Origin of the sequence: Herbaspirillum sp. WGmk3 (genome assembly GCF_023952535.1) — a bacterium.
Classification (GTDB): Bacteria; Pseudomonadota; Gammaproteobacteria; order Burkholderiales; family Burkholderiaceae_D; genus Herbaspirillum; species Herbaspirillum huttiense.
This window is the reverse complement of record NZ_JAKYWT010000004.1, coordinates 21,664-42,865: the sequence shown is the minus strand read 5'-3', so window position 1 is coordinate 42,865 and position 21,202 is coordinate 21,664. Positions and strand designations below refer to the sequence as shown.

The window sequence follows — 21,202 nt, the reverse complement described above, 5'->3', positions numbered from 1 at the left end:
CATGAGTAATCCCAATTCCGCCGACGTGGTGGTGATCGGTGCCGGTGTGACCGGCGCCTTGCTGGCCACGCGCCTGGCCAAGACCGGCAAGTCGGTGCTGCTGCTGGAATCCGGCCCGCGCATGGGCCGCGACCAACTGGTTGAACGTTTCCGCAGTTCGGCTTTCAAGTCCGACTTCATGGCGCCGTATCCGTATTCGCCGCTGGCACCGCACCCGCGCTATACCCCGGAGCCCAACGGCTATCTGCAGCAGAAGGGGCCTCATGCCTTCAATGCGCAGTACATCCGCATGTTCGGCGGCACCAGCTGGCACTGGGCGGCGCAGTTGTGGCGCTATGTACCCAACGACTTCCGCCAGCACAGTCTCTATGGCGTCGGCAAGGATTGGCCGATCAGCTATGACGACCTGGAAGACTATTACTACCAGGCCGAGGTCATCGCCGGTGTCGGTGGTTCGCCCGAGAGCGGCTCGCCGCGCAAGCATCCTTTTCCGATGGAGCGGGTGCCGGCCTCGTGGCTGCAGCAACGCGTGACGGCCCGCCTGGCGCCGGAATTCACCGTGCTTGACGACAGCACCGGCCGCAACAGCCGCAACTATGACGGCCGTCCGGCCTGCTGCGGCAACAACAACTGCATGCCGCTGTGTCCCATCGATGCCCAATATCACGGCGGTCTGGCTGCGCAGCAGGCTGAAGACAGCGGCGTGCAGGTCATCACCGAGGCCGTGGTCTATCGCCTGGAACATGACGAAAAAGGTCGCATCGCCGCTGTGCATTATTACGACTGGAACAAGGTCAGCCACCGCATCACCGCGCAGACCTTCGTGCTGGCCGCCAATGCCATCGAGACCCCCAAACTGCTGTTGATGTCAGTGAGCGACAAGTTCCCGCAGGGGATCGCCAACGCCCGCGACAATGTCGGCCGCAACCTGTGCGACCACCCGGCCATCGGCGTGACCTTCGATGTGGATGAAGAAATCTGGCCCGGCCGTGGTCCGGTCAGCCCTTGCTCCATCGGCCAGTTCCGCGATGGCGATTTCCGTGCGGAGCACGCGCCGTTCCGCATCGATATTTCCAATGCCTCGCAGGTGGCCTCGGTGACCAAGGAATTGCTCGCCGAGGGTTACTTCGGCAAGCGCCTGGAAGAGCAGATCCTGTTCCGCGCCGCACGCCGCCTGAGCATCAAGAACGCGCTGGAACAACTGCCGGACCGCAACAACCGCGTGACCCTCGGCGACAAGAAGGATGAACTTGGCCTGCCCGTCCCGGCCCTGTACTGGAACGTGGACGACTACGTCGTCAAGGGCACCGAGAAGACCCGCGCCGCCTACGACGCCATCGCCGCCCGGCTGGGTGCAACCAACATCAAGCACAGCAAGAGCGGGGCGTTCTCCAATCGCCAGCACATCACCGGTACGCTCTCCATGGGCCTGGACCCGGCCACCAGCGTCACCGATGCCTGGGGCCGCGCACACGACCACGAGAACCTGTTCATGGTCGGCACCGGCGTCATGCCCACGGTCGGCACCTGCAACGTCACGCTGACGGCCATGGCACTGGCGCTGCGCACGGCCGACAAGATCATCGAGGAGAGCCGCCATGCGTAAGCCGTTCAAGCGCCTGCTGGCGCTGCTGTCCTTGCTGGGAGTGGTCGCGCTGGCTCATGCGGCCAATGATGCGCAGTTGATCAAGCGCGGCGAGTACCTGGCCATCGCCGGTGACTGCGCCGCCTGCCACAGCGAGAAGGGACGCGCCCCGTTCAGCGGCGGGCATCCGATCAGCAGTCCTCTTGGCACCATCTACAGCACCAACATCACGCCCTCCAAGACCCACGGCATCGGCCAGTACACGCCGGAGCAATTTGCCGCTGCCTTGCGTCGCGGCGTGCGTGCCGATGGCAGCAACCTGTATCCGGCCATGCCCTACACCGCCTATGCGCGGCTGAACGATGAGGACGTGGCGGCGCTGTACGCTTACTTCATGCAGGGCGTGCAGCCGGTGGACCAGGCTGCGCCGGCGACGGCGCTGCCGTTCCCGTTCAACATCCGCATGTCGATGAAGGCGTGGAACTGGCTGTTCCTGGACACCAAGCCCTTTGAGCCCGACCCGGCGCAATCGGCGCAGTGGAATCGCGGAGCCTACCTGGTGCAGGGCCTGGCCCATTGCAGCACCTGCCATACGCCGCGCAATGTGCTCATGGCCGAGCAACTGGAGCGCCGCCTGCAAGGGGCCTCGCTCGGCACCTGGTACGCACCCGACATCAGCCCCGCTGCCTTGCAGGCCAAGCCGGCCTGGACCCGCGCCATGCTGGCCGACTACCTGGCCAGCGGCCACGCCGCCAATGGGGCCACCGCCGGCGGACCGATGCTGGAAGCCATCGAAAAGAGTTTCTCGCGCATGACCCGTGAGGATCTGGATGCAATGGCCACCTATCTGCTGCCGGCCAGTCCGGCCGCGGCGGCTCCGGCGTCCGCGACTGCGCCGACTGCTGCCGTCCCTGCGCTGACCCCGGTGCAGGGCGACGATACGCCCCAGGCGCTGGCCGCCATGAGCGTGGGTGCACGTGTCTATATGAACAATTGCGCCTCCTGCCACAACACCGGCGGCCAGGGCCTCAACGGCCTGCCATCCCTGCAGCAGCATCCGCTGCTGCGCCAGCCCAATGCCGACAACGTGGCCATGGCCATCCTCGAAGGCGTGCTGCCGGAGCACGGACAAGGCATGATCGGCTTTGCCCATACCTTGAACGATGGCGAGATTGCGGCGGTGACCAACTACCTGATGCAGGATCTGGGTGGCAGCAAGGTCAGCATCAGCGTCGAGCGCGTCAAAGCCTTGCGGGCCGGCGGTGAGCCCTCGCCGCTGTTGTGGGTGGCGCGCGGCGGCATGGTGCTGCTGGTGCTGGTCCTGCTGGGCGTGGCGGTCTGGTGGCGTCGTCGCCGCAAGCCCGGCACGGCAGGCTGAAGCCGAAGGATGACCTTCCAACGCTCCTGACATGTCATACCAGATGCCGCCCGGCCCACACCGGGCGGCTCTTTTTTTGTGCTGCGTGGCGGCTTTTGTGTGGCAATGGTCTGCTGCGAGTGACATTCGGGATTGTTTCGGGCTATCCTCGACATTCGATGAGGAAAAGCATGAAAAAGATTTCGCAGCACCTGAAGCAACTGGGCATGGGCAGCCTGCTGCTGGCCAGCGCCTGGATGATTCCCGCTGCGGCACACGCGGACCGGCTCGGCGAGATCCAGGAGCGTGGCTCGCTGATCTGCGCCACGCTGGCCAGCAATGAGCCGCTGGGTTTCCCCGATCCGCAGAGCGGCCAGATCGTCGGTTTCGATGTGGACATGTGCAGTGCCATCGCCGCCAAGCTGGGCGTCAAGATGCGACAGCGGAGCCTGACCGTGGAGGCAAGACTGCCGGCGCTGATCGAGGGCGAGGTTGACCTGGTCTCGGGCGCACTTGGCTATACCCGCGAGCGGGCGCGCCAGATCGATTTCACGGCTTCGCATTACCAGACGCCGATCAAGCTGCTCGTGTACAGCGATTCCGGACTGAATCTGGTCTCCGACCTGGAAGGCAAGCGTATCAGCGCCAATCGCGGTTCCACCCCGGAGCAGGCGGCGCGGCGCGTACTGCGCAAGGCCACCTTGCTGACTTTCCCTGAGACCCCGCAAACCTTCCTGGCGCTGGCCCAGCGGCAGGTCGATGCCATGGCCGTGGCCATGCCCTCGGGGATCCGCTTCGTCAACGAATCGGGCGGACGCTTCCGCTTCGTCGAAGGCGCACTGGCCTGGGAGCCGACGGCGCTGGGTGTCAAGAAGGGCGAGCACCGACTGCTGGACGCCGTCAACAAGGCGCTGGTCGCGCTGGAAAAGGACGGCGAGATCGACGCCATGTGGACCAAGTGGTTCGGTCCCAAGACCAAGTTCAATATTCCCCGCGACAAGAAGCTCACGCCCATTGCCAGCCTGCGCTAGCAGGCTTGGTTCAAATCAGTTCCAGTTCCGGTTCCCGCGCGTGGTACGGCGGACGTCCCGGCATTGCCGCGGCCTGGTGCTGCCTTTATCCGTCGCCGGCAACCGCTTGCGCGGCAGCCTCATCGAAGATATCGGCCGTGGGTGAACAATAGACTTGGGGGGAGGCCCCCAGCCTGGCTGACAAATCCTGCGCCAACTGCAGCAGAGTGGCCCGCATGGCCTCGCTGGCGGCCGGGTCGAAGCGCAGGCTCAGGCCAAAAATGGTCAGCGCACCCACCAATGCGTTGCCGGCGCCGAACACCGGAGCCGACATCGACGAAGACAGCGGATTGTTGATCCCGACCGAAATGCTGACATAGCGGCCGCCCGAGCGCGCCGCATTCCCCGGCACGGAAAAGAAACGCAACACCTGCGCGCTGGAGGTCTGGTCCATGGCAAAGAGGCTGCCGGCTTTGACTGTGGCCTTCACCGAGGCCGGTGTTTCGGCCGCATACAGGCAAAGCCGTTGCTCTTGCTGGCGGATATAGAAGGCAGTGCTTTCGCCGGTCGCCCGGACCAGCTTCTCCAGCGTGGGCATGATGAAGTCGGCATAGTCGAACCGGGCTTCGAAGGCCTTGCCCAACTGATAGGCGCGCGGCCCCAACTGATATGAGTTGTCTGCCCGTTGCACGACATATCCCGCTTTGATGAACGACATCATGTAGCGGTGGATCACGCTCTTGAACAGCCCCGTACGCGCTTCCAGCTCGGTGAGCCCAAACGGCTCGGGCGCATCAATGAAGGCGCTCAGGATTGCCAGGCTACGTTCGGCCCCCAGTACGGTGCGGTCGGGCACTGCATCCTTGTTCTCGGGCTCATTCTTTTTTTTCATAAATCCATTTTGCGTTTCTCGATGGGGCGAGGTTATCACACCTTTTTCGATTGGCGCGGCGCACCAAAAGGTGCCGGCGCCCCCCTTTTCTGCACCGGCGGCGGGAGCCCGCATGCCCCTTTTCAGGTTTTTTGCACCGCCGCGGAACACGCGCTAAGTTCATGAAAAATAAGGAGAAATCACGCTTGTTTAAAAATCATAATGCAATTATGATTTGTTGAACCGAGCTTCGTTGTTCAACCAGGGAAAGGGAATGAAAATGAATGTGGGGCGCTTTCACAAGAGCTGTATGGCAATCGCGGCTGCGGCCGTTTCGCTGATGTTCGCCACGGCGGCGCATGCTGACCGGTTGTCTGATATCAAGGCGCGCGGCACCTTGGTATGCGCCACCTTGACCAGTAGTGAGCCGCTGGGCTTTCCCGATCCGGCCACCCGCCAGGTGGTGGGCTTCGATGTCGATATGTGCGCGGCAGTGGCCAAGGAGTTGGGGGTCAAGCTGGAACACAAGGGCGTCTCGGTGGAGGCACGCATCCCCGAGCTGACGCTGGGACGGGTGGACCTGGTGGTCGCTGCGCTGGGATATACCAAGGAGCGGGCACAGCAGATCGATTTCACTGCGGCGCATTACCAGACGCCGATCAAGCTGATCGTCCACAGCAACGGCGGTTTCAGCAAGATCGAGGATCTGGCGGACAAGCGCATCAGCGCCAACAAGGGGTCCACGCCGGAACTGTATGCGCGCCGCACACTGCCCAAGGCCACCATCCTGACCTTCCAGGACACGCCGGCAGCCTTCCTGGCGCTGGCTCAGAACAAGGTGCAAGCGCTGGCGCTGTCGCAGCCCTCGGGTATCCGCTTCGTCAATGAATCGGAAGGGAAGTACAAGTTCCTCGACGGAGCGCTGGCCTGGGAGCCCACGGCCATGGGCGTCAAGAAGGATGAGCCGGCCTTGCTGGCGGCGGTCAACGACGCCCTCGAGAAGCTGGAGAAGAGTGGCCAGACCGATGCCCTGTGGAACAAGTGGTTCGGCCCCTCTACCAAATTCAACATCCCGCGCGAGAAAAAGCTCACGCCCATCTCCGCCTTCCAGTAAGCCTATCGTTCCAGCCGCAATGATCCCGCGCACCGCTTGTCCCGGTGCGTGCGGGAGCGGCTTGCCCTTTGCCTGGCGATATTCACGCGCCAGGCAGTCCTAGCAAGAAAGCGATGACATGCTCAATCTCGATTTCGCTGCGGTATTGCAGGGCCAGTATCTGGACTGGCTCATCGGTGGCGCCCTCACCACGCTGTGGCTGTTCGCTGCAGCCTGGGTCTGTGCCTTCCTCCTGGCGGTAGGACTGGTGGCATTGCGTACCCTGGCCTTGCCACCACTGGAGTGGGCCATTGCCGCCTACGTCAACTATCACCGCAACGTGCCTGGGCTGGTGCAGATCTTCGTCTGGTACTTCGGTATTCCCGAGCTGCTGCCGGCGAGCATCACCGGTTTTGTCAATGACCACAATGGCGAATTCATCTTTGCCTTGATCGCGCTGTCCCTCAACAGTGCGGCCTACATGTCGGAGGATCTGCGCAGCGGTATGCGCTCGGTGGCGGAAACCCAGATGGAAGCAGCCCGCGCGCTGGGGCTGTCTTATCTGCAGTCGATGCGCGACGTGCTGCTGCCGCAGGCCATCCGCATCTCGGTGCCGCCGCTGGTGAACCAGTCGCTGTCGCTGTTCAAGTCCACCAGCCTCGCCATGGCCATCGGTGTGGCCGAGATGACCTACGCCAGCCGCCAGATCGAAAACGAAACCTACCGCACCTTCGAGACCTTCATCCTGGCATCGGCCTTCTACCTGCTCATGTCGTGGTCGATCATGGCACTGGGAGCCTGGTACAACCAACGGCATCTGGCCGTGAAGGGGCGCTGACATGTTCGACATGCTCGATATCCTCCGTACCTATGGCCTGCAACTGCTGATCGGGGAATTTCCGCACGGTCCCCTGGGTGGTCTCGCATTGACCCTGATCTTGGCGGTGACGGGGCTGGTCTGCGCGTTTCCCCTGGCGGTGCTCTTCGGTATCGCCCGTACCAGCCGCATCGGCTGGGTGGCCTGGCCGGCCGCCGGCATCGTGCATACCTTGCGCGGCCTGCCGGTACTCATGCTGATCTTCTGGGCTTACTTCATCGTGCCGCTGTTGACCGGCAAGCCGATCTCCGGCACCACCACGGTGATCTGCGCGCTGGTGGCCTACGAGACGGCTTTCCTGGGCGAGGTCATCAAGGCCGGCATCCTGGCCATCCCGCAAGGGCAGGTCGAGGCGGCGCGTTCGCTCGGTATGGGCTACTTCACCACGCTGCGCGAGGTGGTGCTGCCGCAGGCCCTGTTCAACATGATCCCGAGCATTCTCAATCAGTTGATTTCGCTGATCAAGAATACCTCGCTGGCCTACATCATCAGCGTCAATGAACTCACCTATGCAGCCTACCAGGTCAACGCACAGCTGCTGACCAAGCCCTTCCAGGTGTACTTCCTCCTGGCCATGACCTACTTCGCCCTGTGTTACCTGCTCAGTTCGATGGTGGGACTGGCCGAGCGCCGCATCAAACAAAAACGTCAATTCAGGAGTCTCTGATGATCCGATTCAATCATGTGAACAAGTGGTACGGCCACTATCACGCCCTGCGCGACATCAACGAGGAAATCAAGCGCGGCGAAGTGGTCATCGTCTGTGGCCCGTCGGGCTCGGGCAAGTCGACGCTGATTCGCACCATCAACCGCCTCGAGCCCATCGACGATGGACAGATCTATGTGGATGGCCAGGACGTGCGTGGCAATGGCGTCGACATCAACAAGCTGCGTAGCCGCATCGGTTTCGTGTTCCAGTCCTTCAACCTGTTTCCGCACATGAGCGTGGAGCGCAACGTGATGCTGGCCACCATGCGTGTGCTCAAGCTGTCGGAGAAAGCCGCTCGCGAAACGGCCATGAGCCTGCTGGACAAGGTAGGCCTGGCCGCCAAGGCGCAATCCTATCCGGGCCAGCTCTCGGGTGGCCAGCAGCAGCGTGTGGCGATCGCCCGCGCCCTGGCCATGAAGCCGCCGGTGATGCTCTTCGATGAACCGACCTCGGCGCTGGACCCTGAGATGGTGGGCGAGGTCTTGCAGGTCATGAAGCAGCTTGCTGCCGAGGGCATGACCATGGTCTGCGTCACGCATGAGATGGGGTTTGCCCGCGAGGTAGCCGACCGGTTGCTGTTCATGGCCGATGGCCAGGTGCTGGAGCGTGCCACCCCGCAAGACTTCTTCGAGCGCCCGCAACATGAGCGCGCCCGCAAGTTCGTGGCCGATATCCGCCACGCCTGACACCACGATTTCACCGCATTTCCACCACGAGACCCCTATGGCATTCATTTCCGATTCACTGTCGCGCATCAAGGCTTCGGCCACCATCGCCATTACCCAGAAGGCGCGCGAGCTGGCCGCCCAAGGCCGCAACGTGATCGCCCTGAGTTCGGGGCAGCCCGACTTCGATACCCCCGAGAACATCAAAGAAGCCGCGTACGCTGCCATCGCCCGCGGCGAAACCCGCTATACCGCCGTGGCGGGCATCACCGAGTTGCGCCAGGCCGTGGTGGCCAAGTTCAAGCGCGAGAACCAGCTCGATTACAGCGTGGCCCAGACCATCGTCTCCAACGGCGGCAAGCAGGTCATCGCCAACGCCCTGATGGCTACCGTCAACGCCGGCGATGAAGTGATCGTGCCGGCGCCTTACTGGGTTTCCTATCCCGAACTGGTGGCCTTGTGCGGCGGGCGTGTCGTGTACGCACAGACTACGCGGGCAGCCGGTTACAAGCTGCGTCCGGAAGCCCTCGAGGCCGCCATTACTCCGCGTACCAAATGGCTGATGTTCAATTCCCCCTGCAATCCCAGCGGTGCGGCCTATACCCGCGCCGAGCTGGAGGCGCTGGCCGAGGTGCTCAAGCGCCATCCGCATGTATGGATCCTCTCGGACGATATCTATGAACACCTGACCTATGGCGACTTCGAGTTCACCACGCCGGCCCAGATCGCACCCGAACTGTACGAACGCACGCTGACCATGAACGGCGTCTCCAAGGCCTACGCCATGACGGGTTGGCGCATCGGCTATGCCGCCGGTCCGCTGCCGTTGATCAAGGCCATGGAAAAGATCCAGGGCCAGCTCACCTCCGGCGCCAGTTCCGTATCGCAATGGGCGGCGCTGGAAGCCTTGAACGGCCCGCAGGATTACATCCATGAAAGCCGCAAGGTATTCCAGGCGCGGCGCGATCTGGTGGTGTCGATGTTGAACCAGGCCGAGGGGCTGGATTGCCCGGTGCCGGAAGGGGCGTTTTATGTCTTCCCGTCGTGCGAGCGGCTGATCGGCAAGCGCACCGAGGATGGCCAGACCATCGCTAGCGACGAGGATTTCGTCTCGCTGCTGCTGCAGGCCGAAGGCGTGGCGCTGGTGCATGGCAGTGCCTTCGGGCAGGGACCGAACTTCCGGCTGTCCTATGCCGATTCGACCGAGCGGCTGCGCCAGGCATGCCTGCGCATCCAGAATTTCTGCGCGAGTCTGCGTTAAGCCCTTCCATCAACCAGGAGAACATCATGTCTGCAGGATTCCGTATTCTCGAGCGCACGCGCAAGGTCAACGAGCAGGACGTGAAGAATTTTGCCGCCATCCCGGTGGCCAACATCAGTGACTCGATGGCGCGCATGAGCGCGGCCGGCGCGCGGCTGCGCCCGCTGCATCGCGGCGGCAAGCTGGCGGGACCGGCCCTGACGGTGAAGTCGCGCCCGGGTGACAACCTGATGGTGCACAAGGCACTGGACCTGGCAGAACCGGGCGATATCGTGGTGGTCGATGCGGGTGGCGACCTGTCCAATGCCATCATTGGCGAGCTGATGGTGGCGCACGCGATACAGCGCGGCCTGGGGGGCATCGTCATCCATGGCGCGGTGCGCGACGTGGATGCGATCCAGTCGGGCAGCTTCCCGGTGTTTGCTGCCGGCGTGACGCATCGCGGTCCCTACAAGGATGGACCGGGCGAGATCAACGTCGCCATCGCCATCGACGGCATGGTCATCGCGCCGGGCGACCTGGTGGTGGGCGACAGTGATGGCCTGCTGTGCGTGGCCTACGAGGATGTGGCGGCCGTCTATGCCGCCGCCAAGGCAAAGAATGACGCCGAAGCTGCCCAAATGGCCGCCATCCGGGCCGGCAGCACTGACCGTGGATGGATAGATGCCGCCCTCCTGCGCCTGGGTTGCGAAGGGGGCGATCAGGCGCGCATTCGCCATGGCTGACGCCGCTGCTTCGCCGCATCTGCAGGTCCGTCCGGCATGGCTGGCGCTGACGCGGGAAGCGGTGCTGGAACCGGAGTTGCCCATCGTGGATGCCCATCACCACCTGTGGGACCGCGCCGGGAGCCGCTACCTGTTCGATGAATGGATGGCCGACCTCAACAGCGGTCATCGCATCACCGATACGGTCTTCGTGCAATGTCGGTCGATGTACCGGCAGGGCGGGCCGCAGGCCATGAAGCCGGTGGGCGAGGTGGAATTCGCCAATGGCGTGGCCGCGCAGTCGGCCAGCGGCCAGTATGGGGCGGTGCGGGCTTGCTCGGCCATCGTCGGCTTTGCCGACCTGATGCTGGACGCAGAGCTGCCAGCCGTACTGGACGCATTGCTGCAAGCGGGCAATGGCCGCCTGCGCGGTATCCGCAACACCACCGCCTGGCATCCTGACGCGGCCATCCGCAGCAATCCCCAGCCACCGCCGCCTGGTCTGCTGGCGCAGGAGGCGTTTCGTGCCGGGGCGCGCCTGCTGGCCCGCTACGATCTGTCGCTGGATGTCTGGGCCTATCACACCCAGCTTGATGAAGTGCTTGCGCTCGCGCGCGCTTGTCCGCACACACGCATTGTGCTCAATCACTGCGGCGGTCCGCTCGGTGCAGGACCCTATGTCGGCCGGCGCGAGGCGGTACGGCGTGAGTGGGCGCAAGGCATGCAGGCCATCGCGGCCTTGCCCAATGTCTGGCTCAAGCTGGGCGGTCTGGGCATGCGGGTGGGAGGCTGGGATTTCCAGCGGCAGGCGGCACCGCCCGACTCGCTACAGTTGGCGAAGGCCTGGCGGCCCTACATCGAGACCTGCATCGACCTGTTCGGCCCGCAACGCTGCATGTTCGAGAGCAATTTCCCGGTGGACAAGGGCATGTTCGGTTATGTCAGCCTGTGGAATGCCTTCAAGCGCCTGAGCTCGGACTTGTCCGCAACTGAGCGCACGGCGCTCTTCAGTGGCACGGCCCGGGAAGTTTATCGCTTGCAGGCGGCAGGGCAGTGATAGCATATCGCCCTCATTCGGGCGCCACCTTCGTCCATGGTCATTCCCAAGCTTTGAGGGCAGATAGTGCAAGTATCCCCCATCAGCGCCGTCCCGCATGACGCCGACGGCCTGCCAGCCAGGCAACGCCTGCTGGCCATCGCCACCGTCGTGCTGGGCCTGAGCATCGCGGTGCTCGACGGCTCCATCGCCAATCTGGCGTTGCCGGTCATGGCCACCGACCTGAAAGCCAGCGATGCCGATGCCATCTGGGTCATCAACAGCTACCAGATCGCCATGGCGGTGTGCCTGCTGCCGCTGGCCTCCCTGGGCGAAGTGATCGGCTATCGGCGCGTCTACCTGGGCGGCTTGTTTCTGTTCACCCTGGCCTCGCTGGCGTGTGCAGCCAGCGGCGACATGCTGCAGCTGAGCCTGGCGCGCGTGCTGCAGGGGCTGGGGGCGGCCGGCATCCTGTCGGTCAATACCGCGCTGATCCGCTTCATCTATCCGGCCCGGCAGCTGGGCCGGGCCATCGGCTACAACGCGCTGGTGGCCGGGACCGGCAATGCGCTGGGGCCCACCGTGGCCGGGGTCATCCTGCATCTGGGCTCATGGCACTGGCTGTTCCTCATCAACATCCCGCTCGGACTGGCGGCGCTGGCCGTGGGCAGCCGCGCCTTGCCGTTCAATCCCTTGTCGGCCCGCCGTTTCGATCGCCAGTCGGCGCTGCTGTGCATGGCCTTCATCGGCTTGCTGCTCTACACCATCGATGCCATCGGCCACCTGCAGGGCGGCTGGGTGGTGGCGGGCTGCGCGCTGCTGACCGCCATCAGCCTGGCATTGCTGCTCAAGCTGCAGTCGCCGAGCGCGCCCATGCTGCCGCTGGACCTGCTGCGCATCCCCTTGTTTGCCTTGTCGATCGGGACGTCGTTCTGCTCCTTTGCAGCGCAGATGGCGGTCTTCGTGATGTTGCCCTTCATGCTGCAGAATCATCTGGGTATGGGCGCCGCGCGTGCGGGCATGCTGCTGACGGCCTGGCCGGTGGCCGTTGCGCTGACCGGCGTGGTGGCCGGCAAGCTGTCGGACCGCGTCGCTGCGGGTTTGCTGGGGGGGATCGGGCTGGCCGTGATGTGCCTGGGATTGCTGGCCTTGCTGACGGTGGACCGCAGCACGCCCGATGGCCTGATGCTGTCCATGTTTGCGGTGTGCGGTATCGGCTTCGGACTGTTCCAGTCGCCCAACAACCGCACCATGATCAGTGCCGCGCCGCGTGAACGGACCGGCGGAGCCAGCGGCATGCTGGGCACGGCACGCCTGACCGGGCAGACCGTGGGGGCGTCGGTGGTGGCGATGCTGATGGGGTTCTCGGGCTCGCCGTATGCGCTGGTCCTGTGCTTTGCCGCCGCCCTGGCGGGCGCGGCCAGTGTGGTCAGCCTGTCGCGGCTGCGTTATTGAGCGGGAGGACGGAGCAGGGCGTCGAGACCGGGCTTGCCGGGCTTACAGCGCCGGTGCCACCGTCTCGCCATGCGCATGCTGGTGCGCCGCATGAGCCGCCACGGAGAGCGCCATGCTGAGATAGTTTTCGCTGCGGCGGCGCTGCTGCGCCTGCTGCTGTTCCAGCGCAAACAATTGCTGGTAGAGATTGCGGATCTGCTGCTGCAGCAACTGGCGCTGCTGCTTGCCATCCCGGTTGCCCGGGAAACGCGCCAGGGACTGCGCCTGCTGCTGCAGGAGCAGAATGCGGTGGCTCAATTGCGCCACCAGCTCGGCGGGGTCATGGTCCAGCGTGTCTGCCACTGCGACTTCAGCGTGGGCAGGTTGTTCTTGTTCATACGCGACGTTCATGCGAACTCCAGCCCACAGGGGCGCAAGGATTGCAAGGGGACTGCGATAGTGCCTTCGCTTTGTTTTACGGCAGCCACGCGGACATCTTGAGCCACGGAAAGTAAAAAAAGTAAAAGGCGCAGCCCCGAAAAGGGTGCTGCGCCTTTGACAGACGGGCTGCTCAGGGCGGCCCGCAGTGGCTTCGGTCAGGGGATCAGATCACGCCACGGCGCATCTGGTCCAGCTCGATGGATTCGAACAGGGCCTTGAAATTGCCCTCGCCGAAGCCGTCATTGCCCTTGCGCTGGATGATTTCATAGAACACCGGCCCGATCAGGTTCTGCGTGAAGATCTGCAGCAGCAGGCCCTGGCCATCGGTGGGCGCGCCGTCGATCAGGATCTTCAGTTCACGCAAGGCAGCCAGGTCTTCGCCATGGCCGGGGATGCGGCGTTCCACCAGGTCATAGTAGGTGGCGATGGTGTCCTGCAGCGGCACGCCACGGGCATAGAGCGCGCGCACGGTCTGGTAGATGTCGTCGGTGCCCAGGGCGATGTGCTGGATGCCTTCGCCGTTGTACTGCTTGATGAATTCCTCGATCTGCGACTTGTCGTCGGCACTCTCGTTGATGGGAATGCGGATCTTGCCGCAGGGGCTGGTCATGGCGCGCGAACGCAGGCCGGTGACCTTGCCCTCGATGTCGAAATACTTGATCTCGCGGAAATTGAACAGGCGCGTATAGAACGACGACCAGGTATCCATCGCGCCGCGCATGACGTTGTGGGTCAGGTGGTCGATGTAGGTCAGGCCCACGCCCTTGGGATTGCGCTCCACGTTCGGGAAGAACTGGAAGTCGACGTCATAGATGGAGCCATTGTCGCCATAGCGGTCCACCAGATAGAGCAGCGAGCCGCCGATGCCGCGAATGGCAGGAATGTTCAGTTCCATCGGGCCCAGCTTGGCTTCCACGCCTTCGGCACCGAGTTCGAGTGCACGTTTGTACACATGGGCCGCATCCTTGACGCGGAAGGCCATGGCGTTCACCGAAGCCCCGTGCACCTGGGCGAAGGCGGCGGCATTGCTGCCGGGTTCGCCGTTGAGGATGAAGTTGATCTGGCCCTGGCGATACAGGGTGACATTCTTGGAGCGGTGGCGCGCCACGGCGGTGAAGCCCATCAGCTCCAGCACGGCGGCAATGCCGGCCGGGTCGGCGGCGGTGTACTCGACGAACTCGAAGCCGTCGGTGCCCATGGGATTGTCGAACAGGTCGCCGCTGGCGCGGGCAGGGGAATTGGCGGCTGCGGTGGCGAACTGGGTGTCTGCGTGGCCCATCTGGTGTCTCCTCGTGTGGGGAGGGCCGGCAAGCGCGGCCCATGCGAGGAGTTTATTGCGTCAAGACTGCAATTTGTGATTGTTTTTTGCGCGATATATTAGATAATATGCACAAATAATTCTTAAATATGAACTTTGGAGAGACAAATGAGCATCATCAACGTGGACCGCTACGACCTGGCCTTGCTGACCGAACTGCAGCGAGATGGCCATATTACCAATAGCGCCCTCGGTCTGAAAGTCCACCTGTCCACTTCGCAGATCAGCCGCCGCGTGCAGCGGCTGGAAGAAGCCCATGTCATCGAACGCTACACCGCCGTGCTGGACCCGGCCGTGGTCGGTCTGGGCGTGACCGCGTTCACCACCGTGACTCTGGACCGCCAGGGCGAAACCCGAGGCGAACTCTTCGAGAAGGCCGTGGAAACGATGCCGGAGGTGACCGAATGTTTCTCCGTCACGGGCGAGGGCGATTATATCCTGCGCATCGTGGCCCCCGACCTGGCGGCCTTCTCTGAATTCATGATGACGCGCTTGCTGCGCCTGCCGGGCGTGACCAACGTCAAGTCCAACATCACCCTCAAAAAGGTCAAGCAGTCCCACGAACTGCCGCTGGAACACGTGATGCAGCCGGTGAAGTCGCGCCAGCGCATCCGCTTCTCGCAGTGAGGCTTCAAAAAGCATGATGCCCTTATTCAATGATTGGATGCCTCAATGATTGAATAATCGAATGATGCTTTTTATCAGGCTTTTCTCCGCCTCTAATCCGGCTCAGGAATTCAAAAGCAATCGCCGGAGTGCTGCCCCGTCAGCGCAGGCCTAGAATCAGTGGCATCCGATTCCGGGAGCGCTCCATGCTGACCATGACTTCTTCTCCTCCGCCGACTAGCTCCGCTGCCTCCGCCGCCGACGTCAACGGACTCGATCCCGACACCTGCTGGCAAGCCGTGCAGCAGCGCGATGCATCTTTCGATGGCCGGTTCTGGTATGCGGTGCGCACCACCGGCGTGTACTGCAAGCCCTCCTGCGGGGCACGCACACCCTTGCGCAAGAACGTGGCCTTCCACGCCAGCTGCGCTGCGGCCGAAGCAGCGGGCTTTCGTCCATGCCAGCGCTGCAAGCCGGACCAGCCGCCCTTGCACGAGCGCCAGGCACAGGCCATCGCGCAAGTCTGCCGCCTGATCGCGCAGGCCGAGGAACAGCCGGATACGGCCACGCTGGCGCAGGCCGCGGGCTTGAGCCGTCATCATTTTCATCGGGTCTTCAAGCAGCACACCGGCCTCACTCCCAAGGCCTATGCCGATGCCCATCGCGCCGGCCGCCTGCGCGCGCAACTCGGCGGCAGTGCCAGCGTGACCGATACGTTCTATGACGTCGGCTTCCATTCCAGTGGCCGCTTCTATGCTCAGAGCAAGGCGCAACTGGGCATGCAGCCGGCGACCTATCGTCGTGGCGGCCGTGGCGAGAAGATCCGCTTCGCCGTTGCGCAATGCTGGCTGGGGGCCTTGCTGGTGGCGGCCACGGAGCAGGGCATCTGCGCGCTCACCTTGGGCAGCGAGCCGGAGGAGTTGCTGCGGCAACTGCAGGATCGTTTCCCCCATGCCGATCTCGCCCCCGGCGATGCCGCCTTCGAGCAGACGCTGGCGCAAGTACTGACCGCGCTGGACGATCCGCAACAGGGTGCCGCCTTGCCACTGGACGTGCGCGGTACCGCCTTCCAGCAGCGTGTGTGGCAAGCACTGCGCGCAGTGCCGCCCGGGGTCACCTTGACCTATGCCGAACTGGCTGCGCGCATCGGCCAGCCTGCGGCGGTGCGGGCGGTCGCCAATGCCTGTGCGCGCAACGAGATCGCCGTGCTCATTCCCTGCCATCGCATCGTCCGGCTCGATGGCGCACCCTCCGGCTATCGCTGGGGCATCGCGCGCAAGAGCGCCTTGCTGGCGCGCGAAGCCGAGGGCAGGGAAGACGCCGCCAGCCCGAAAGACCAGCGCGCCTGAAGCCTTTGCCCTGCGCAGCTACAATAGGCCTTCCTTCATCGCTGGAGTTGCGCATGCATGTTCTTGGCAAGGCTGGTCTCGCATTCGCGGGCGCGGTACTGATCCTGGGTGGTGTGGTCGCCTGTTCGCCGCTGTCGGCCATCAATGCCGTCACGCCCGCTTCTTCCTACGTCAAGACCGAAGGGGTGGCCTACGCCAACACTGATAACCCGCGTCAAAAGCTGGACATCTATCGTCCTGCCAACGCGCCGGCCACCGCCTCCGGTCCGGGCTTGCCGGTAGTGGTGTTCTTCTATGGCGGCAGCTGGAACGAGGGCAGCCGCAAGGATTACGCCTTCGTCGGCGAGGCCCTGAGTTCACGCGGTTTCATTGCCGTACTGCCTGATTACCGCGTCTATCCCGAAGTGCGTTATCCCGATTTCGTGAAGGACAGCGCCCAGGCCGTGGCCTGGACCTTGCGCTCGGTGCGCGAGCTGGGTGGCGATCCGCAGCGCGTCTTTGTCATGGGACATAGCGCCGGTGCCTACAACGCAGCCATGGTGGCGCTCGATGCGCGCTGGCTGCGCGCAGCCGGGGCCTCGCCGGCACAGCTGCGCGGCTGGATCGGCCTGGCCGGACCCTATGACTTCCTGCCCATCGAAAACGAGGATGTGAAACCGGTCTTCTTCGCGCCCGATTCGCCACCGGATTCGCAGCCGGTGCGGCACGTGGAGGCCGGTGCGCCGCCCGCGTTGCTGATCGCCTCGCACAAGGACAAGCTGGTGGGCGCCGAACGCAATACCGGTGGCCTGGCCAAACTGCTGCGTGCACAGCAGGTGCCGGTGGTGGAGCGCTACTTCGACAACACCTCGCACGCTTCGCTGGTGGGCAGCCTCTCTCGGCCGCTGCGTTTCATCGCGCCGACTCTCGAAGAAGTGAGCCAATTCATTGAAAATCCGCCACCGCGTCCGGAGCCTTCCAAGTGAGCGGTGACCTCTTCGCTGGCCTGGCGCGTGATCCTTCGGTGGAGACCATCACCGAAGGTGCGCTGCTGCTGCGCGCCTTTGTCGGCGAAGAGGAAGCCGCAGCCTTGATGGCGGCCATCGACAAGGTTCTGGCCGCCTCACCCCTGCGCCACATGCAGACCCCGGGCGGTTTCCGCATGTCGGTGGCGATGAGCAATTGCGGCCAGTTTGGATGGGTGACGGATCGTCGCGGCTATCGTTACCAGTCGCTCGATCCATTGGCCGAGCGCGACTGGCCAGCCATGCCTGAGGCCTTTGCGGGATTGGCCGCGCGCGCCTCAGCGGCGGCGGGGTTTGCAGGATTCGATCCTGACGCTTGCCTCATCAATCGCTACGAACCCGGTGCGCGCATGTCGCTGCATCAGGACAAGAATGAACTGGACATGGACCAGCCCATTGTCTCGGTCTCGCTCGGTCTGCCCGCGACCTTCCTGTTCGGTGGCATGGCGCGCGCCGACAAGCCGCAGCGCATGCGGCTGGAGAGTGGCGATGTGGTGGTGTGGGGTGGCCCGGCGCGGCTGGCCTTCCATGGTGTCGATCCCTTGCGCGACGGCGAGCACCCGCTGACCGGGCGCTGCCGCTACAACCTGACTTTCCGCCGCGCGCGCTGAGCGCTGCCGGTTCAGGCGCGTGCCGTTGGCCGCGCCGCTTTTCTGCGCGGCACCGAAGCGGTGGCGGTGCGCGCGGCAGGTTTGCGACGTGGCTTGCGGGCCGGTTGTTGTTCCGCCTCTTGCAGACGCTGTTGCAGCAAGGCCAGTACAGCGGCTTCCTCCGGTGACAGATCCTGCAACTCTTCCACCAGTTCGGCCTGCACCCGTTCTTCCAGCCGCTCCGCAAAACTGCCGTCCAGGTAACTTTCGATGACGGCAGGATGCACGTAACACTTGCGGCAGATGGAAGGCGTATTGCCCAGGCGGCGCGCCACGTTCTCGATGGCGCGCACCACGTTCTGCTTGGCCTGCGCCTGCGAGTCCACCCGCTCGAAGGCCTGCAGCGCCAGCGTGGCCAGCACCGTGCCGGCCCAGGTGCGGAAATCCTTGGCACTGAAATCCTCGCCCGCCGCTTCACGCAGATAGGCATTCACGTCACCCGAATCGATGCAGTGGCGCTCGCCCTCGTCATCCACGTACTGGAACAGTTCCTGCCCCGGCAACTCGCGCATCTTGCGGATGATGCGGGCCACGTAGGGATCGTGCAGCTTGATGTCATGCTGCACGCCGCTCTTGCCGCGGAAGCGGAACAGCACATCGCTGCCATCCACGCGCACGTGGCGATGGCGCAGCGTAGTCAGGCCGAAGGATTGATTCTGTTTGGCGTATTCGTCATTGCCCACGCGCATGAAGGTGGTCTGCAGCAGATGCACGACAGCGGCCAAGACTTTCTGCCGATGCAGGCCGGGACGTTTCAGGTCTTGCTCCACCACGCGGCGGATGGTCGGCAGCGCACGCGCAAAACTGATCATGCGCAGGTACTTGGCATCATCGCGCACCGAGCGCCAGCGTGCGTGATAGCGATACTGCTTGCGCCCGCGCGCATCGCGTCCGGTGGCCTGGATGTGGCCGTTGGCGTGCGGGCTGATCCAGACGTCTTCCCAGGCGGGCGGGATGGCCAGAGACTTGAGGCGCGCCACCACATCGTCATCACGAATGAGCTCGCCGTGCGCATCGTGATACGCGAAGCCCTTGCCACGCCGGCTGCGGCGTATGCCAGGCATGCCGTCGTTGACGTAGCGCAGCTGGTTGGCGCGGGCGATGTCGATGGCCTCGTCCTGATGGCGGGCATCGGCGGGCGGCGGGGCCGAAGGCGACGGCGATGATGATGATGAAGATTGTTCGGACGCTGCGGCGATACGATCCATGATGGTCTCCTCGGACGCTGTCCGCCGGGAGATCCGGCGGCCGTCCATGCGGGCCATTATTGAGCAATCGCCGTGACGCGGCAGTCAGCCATCGGCCGGGGATGGTGTGGGATTTTTCCGGCAGGCAGCTCGACTCAGAACGCCCATTGCAGGTTGAAGCCGCCCGTCACGGCCGCCGTCTGGAAGCCTTGTGGCTTGGCCAGGGGCGTGGCCACGAACATGTCATAGCTCAGCTTGCCGAGGTTGCCGCGCAAGCCCAGCGCCGCCCCCGTGAGTCGCTGGCCGGTGAGGAATTGCGCCGAGGGCCCTGCGACCGCGCCGGTATCGATACCGGCAAACACTTCCTGTCCGCTCTCGCCCAGGCCCAGCGCCAGTTCATTGCGCAGGAACCAGCCACGCTCGGCCTGCAGCGTCAGTTCGCCGTCGAAACCGCGCACCGTATAACGGCCGCCGATGGAGAACTGATCCTGCGGCGGCAGACTGCCCCGGTTCCACTGCGCGCGCAGCGTGCTGCTGTAGCGCAGGCGCGCACCGGCCAGCTGGAACGGCGCATTGAGGGAGGCATCCAGCAGCCACAGACCATAGCGCGTGCCGATCTGCGGCAGGTCGAAGGGCGAGCTGGGTTCGGCCCCTTGCGTATCGAGTGAACGGCGATAGGCCAGCGTGGCATCGGCAATTGCATCGCCCAGAAACTGCCGGTGATTCAATCCCGCTTCCCACGCCGTGGTGCGGCGTTGCTGGGCGCCGACTTCGAGTTCGTCAATCGCGTTGTAAGCCTTGCGCAGCAAGGCTTTGCCGAAGGCCGTGGTCTTGCCGGCCGCATCGCGATGGAGCAGGCGAGACAGTTTGAATTCGGTGGTTTCGGAACGCCCGCTGTAGACGAAATTCTCGAAGGGCCCCGCGACCGTCTGGTGATAGCGGTTGCCCGACATCGTCACGGCCGCCATCCAGTTGCCCAGCGGGAGCGAGTAATGCAGCGTGTAGGCATGGCTGCCGTGGTCGCCGTAGTGATTCAGGCTGCGGCTGACGCTGACGTAGAAGAGGTCATTGAGGGTCCACCAATTGTCATAGGACAAGGTCAGCCCGGCCAGGTATTTGCCGGTGGCCTTCGCACCGCCATCGTCCAGCGATGCCGTGAGACGGAAGGGGAAAGCCTGCTGGTACTGGATCACCAGATCGCTGTCGCCCGCCTCGGCCCCCTTGTCCTCGGAGGGCGTGATCTTGATGTCGGCCTGCACGGTCGGCAGGCGCTTGAAATTTTCCAGGCCCTGTTCGATATCGCGCAGGTTGAGGATGTCGCCCGGGCTGATGGGCAGGGCATTGAAGGCGGTCCCGCGCGCATCGGCGTCGGGCGCAAAGCGGATGTGGCGCACGCGCCCCGGCACCACGCTCAGCACCAGCCGTCCCGTCGACAGATCTTGCGGACGCGCCAGCACGCGCGTGGTGGTGTAGCCGCGCGCGACGATGGCGCTCTCGACCCGGGCCAGGACCAGGTTCACCCCTTGCGAGCCCAGGCAGCGGCCCACCGCGCCACGTTCGCCGGTGACGCTGTCGAGTGCAAAACGAAAACGCTCGGCCTGTTCACCCTCCAGCGCAATCGCCGTGATCCTGCGGCAGGGTTGCTCCTGCTCGGGGAAATCCTGCGCCATCGCGCTGGCGGCGGGCGTACCCAGATTCACGTCAGGACGCTGCTCCTGTTGCTGGCGCAGGGCGCGTTCGCGCTCGCGCTGCAACTGCTCCTGGTTGACGGCGGTTTGCCCGTGGGCAAGGGAAATGACCAGATTCAAACCAAGGATGAGTACAAATCGGGGAGAGGGCGAACGGAAGATGGAAGACATCGGAAACATGGTGAGTCGTCCCAAAGCCACACTGGGCAAGGGATTCAAAAGAAATGGGAGGGCTGGCAAAACAAGTGTTGGTTTTTGCCTACAGGAAAGCTTCTCGTGTACTGAAAAATCACCTTTCCTCGTTAACCTAAATTAACATCCCGACCCTGGCAAGCAAAATATTGCTAACCGGAAACG

At 63.9% G+C, this 21,202-nt stretch carries 20 protein-coding genes; 15 read left to right on the top strand and 5 right to left on the bottom strand.

All coding sequences use genetic code 11. The features are described from left to right. Nucleotide 1: 1 nt before the first annotated feature. The 3 genes from MKD49_RS15885 to MKD49_RS15875 all read left to right on the top strand — a co-directional run bounded on the left by MKD49_RS15885 (nt 2) and on the right by MKD49_RS15875 (nt 3,973). The gene (locus MKD49_RS15885) at nt 2–1,606 is read left to right on the top strand and encodes a GMC family oxidoreductase (RefSeq protein ID WP_252696794.1); all 1,605 of its coding nucleotides are present in this window, start codon (nt 2–4) and stop codon (nt 1,604–1,606) included. Beyond that, nucleotides 1,599–2,963, top strand: coding sequence for a cytochrome c (locus tag MKD49_RS15880; protein WP_252696793.1), 1,365 nt, complete (start codon nt 1,599–1,601; stop codon nt 2,961–2,963). The genes MKD49_RS15885 and MKD49_RS15880 overlap by 8 nt, the downstream gene beginning before the upstream one ends. A gap of 170 nt (nt 2,964–3,133) precedes the next feature. Next, a complete protein-coding gene (locus MKD49_RS15875) occupies nt 3,134–3,973 on the top strand; it encodes an ABC transporter substrate-binding protein (RefSeq protein WP_134134981.1) in 840 nt (279 codons plus the stop codon). 85 nt (nt 3,974–4,058) lie between these two features. Here MKD49_RS15875 and MKD49_RS15870 read toward each other — a convergent pair whose 3' ends face one another. Next, nucleotides 4,059–4,958, bottom strand: coding sequence for an IclR family transcriptional regulator (locus MKD49_RS15870; protein WP_252696792.1), 900 nt, complete (start codon nt 4,956–4,958; stop codon nt 4,059–4,061). A 175-nt stretch (nt 4,959–5,133) separates the two neighbouring features. Here MKD49_RS15870 and MKD49_RS15865 point away from each other — a divergent pair, with 175 nt between their 5' ends. The 8 genes from MKD49_RS15865 (at nt 5,134) to MKD49_RS15830 (ending at nt 12,623) form a co-directional block, all read left to right on the top strand. Further along, nucleotides 5,134–5,937, top strand: a complete 804-nt coding sequence (locus MKD49_RS15865; protein ID WP_121038922.1) for an ABC transporter substrate-binding protein — start codon at nt 5,134–5,136, stop codon at nt 5,935–5,937. 118 nt (nt 5,938–6,055) lie between these two features. After that, a complete protein-coding gene (locus tag MKD49_RS15860; RefSeq protein WP_121038925.1) occupies nt 6,056–6,754 on the top strand; it encodes an amino acid ABC transporter permease in 699 nt (232 codons plus the stop codon). A gap of 10 nt (nt 6,755–6,764) precedes the next feature. Then, nucleotides 6,765–7,460 carry an amino acid ABC transporter permease gene (locus MKD49_RS15855; protein ID WP_204725621.1) on the top strand — a complete coding sequence of 232 codons (696 nt, stop codon included), beginning with the start codon at nt 6,765–6,767 and terminating at the stop codon, nt 7,458–7,460. Beyond that, the gene (locus MKD49_RS15850) at nt 7,460–8,188 is read left to right on the top strand and encodes an amino acid ABC transporter ATP-binding protein (protein WP_121038928.1); all 729 of its coding nucleotides are present in this window, start codon (nt 7,460–7,462) and stop codon (nt 8,186–8,188) included. Before MKD49_RS15855 ends, MKD49_RS15850 begins: the two co-directional genes overlap by 1 nt. 37 nt (nt 8,189–8,225) lie before the next feature. Further along, nucleotides 8,226–9,428 carry a pyridoxal phosphate-dependent aminotransferase gene (locus tag MKD49_RS15845; protein WP_252696791.1) on the top strand — a complete coding sequence of 401 codons (1,203 nt, stop codon included), beginning with the start codon at nt 8,226–8,228 and terminating at the stop codon, nt 9,426–9,428. Between the two features lie 26 nt (nt 9,429–9,454). Further along, nucleotides 9,455–10,153, top strand: coding sequence for an RraA family protein (locus tag MKD49_RS15840; protein WP_252696790.1), 699 nt, complete (start codon nt 9,455–9,457; stop codon nt 10,151–10,153). Continuing rightward, complete coding sequence (locus MKD49_RS15835; protein WP_252696789.1) at nt 10,146–11,189, top strand: amidohydrolase; 1,044 nt, start codon at nt 10,146–10,148, stop codon at nt 11,187–11,189. The genes MKD49_RS15840 and MKD49_RS15835 overlap by 8 nt, the downstream gene beginning before the upstream one ends. A gap of 66 nt (nt 11,190–11,255) precedes the next feature. Further along, a complete protein-coding gene (locus tag MKD49_RS15830; protein WP_252696788.1) occupies nt 11,256–12,623 on the top strand; it encodes an MFS transporter in 1,368 nt (455 codons plus the stop codon). A 42-nt stretch (nt 12,624–12,665) separates the two neighbouring features. Here MKD49_RS15830 and MKD49_RS15825 read toward each other — a convergent pair whose 3' ends face one another. Both MKD49_RS15825 and hppD read right to left on the bottom strand, forming a co-directional pair. After that, nucleotides 12,666–13,013: a FlxA-like family protein gene (locus MKD49_RS15825; protein WP_039790353.1), complete on the bottom strand. Its 348-nt coding sequence runs from the start codon at nt 13,011–13,013 to the stop codon at nt 12,666–12,668. 193 nt (nt 13,014–13,206) lie between these two features. Then, nucleotides 13,207–14,322 (bottom strand): 4-hydroxyphenylpyruvate dioxygenase, encoded by a 1,116-nt coding sequence (gene hppD, locus MKD49_RS15820; protein ID WP_204725249.1) that lies wholly within the window; start codon nt 14,320–14,322, stop codon nt 13,207–13,209. Nucleotides 14,323–14,469: 147 nt separating this feature from the next. Between hppD and MKD49_RS15815 the strand changes: the two genes are divergently transcribed. The 4 genes from MKD49_RS15815 (at nt 14,470) to alkB (ending at nt 17,931) form a co-directional block, all read left to right on the top strand. After that, complete coding sequence (locus MKD49_RS15815; RefSeq protein WP_039785713.1) at nt 14,470–14,988, top strand: Lrp/AsnC family transcriptional regulator; 519 nt, start codon at nt 14,470–14,472, stop codon at nt 14,986–14,988. A gap of 185 nt (nt 14,989–15,173) precedes the next feature. Continuing rightward, nucleotides 15,174–16,316, top strand: coding sequence for a bifunctional DNA-binding transcriptional regulator/O6-methylguanine-DNA methyltransferase Ada (gene ada, locus MKD49_RS15810; RefSeq protein ID WP_252696787.1), 1,143 nt, complete (start codon nt 15,174–15,176; stop codon nt 16,314–16,316). A 53-nt stretch (nt 16,317–16,369) separates the two neighbouring features. Next, on the top strand, nt 16,370–17,281 hold the full coding sequence (locus MKD49_RS15805) for an alpha/beta hydrolase (protein ID WP_204725251.1): 912 nt from the start codon (nt 16,370–16,372) through the stop codon (nt 17,279–17,281). Beyond that, the gene (gene alkB, locus MKD49_RS15800) at nt 17,278–17,931 is read left to right on the top strand and encodes a DNA oxidative demethylase AlkB (RefSeq protein ID WP_252696786.1); all 654 of its coding nucleotides are present in this window, start codon (nt 17,278–17,280) and stop codon (nt 17,929–17,931) included. The genes MKD49_RS15805 and alkB overlap by 4 nt, the downstream gene beginning before the upstream one ends. 11 nt (nt 17,932–17,942) lie before the next feature. Here the strand turns inward: alkB and MKD49_RS15795 are convergent, their stop codons facing one another. Then, nucleotides 17,943–19,178: a DNA topoisomerase IB gene (locus tag MKD49_RS15795; RefSeq protein WP_121038955.1), complete on the bottom strand. Its 1,236-nt coding sequence runs from the start codon at nt 19,176–19,178 to the stop codon at nt 17,943–17,945. Between the two features lie 134 nt (nt 19,179–19,312). Then, nucleotides 19,313–21,025 carry a ShlB/FhaC/HecB family hemolysin secretion/activation protein gene (locus MKD49_RS15790; protein ID WP_252696785.1) on the bottom strand — a complete coding sequence of 571 codons (1,713 nt, stop codon included), beginning with the start codon at nt 21,023–21,025 and terminating at the stop codon, nt 19,313–19,315. Between the last annotated feature and the right edge of the window lie 177 nt (nt 21,026–21,202).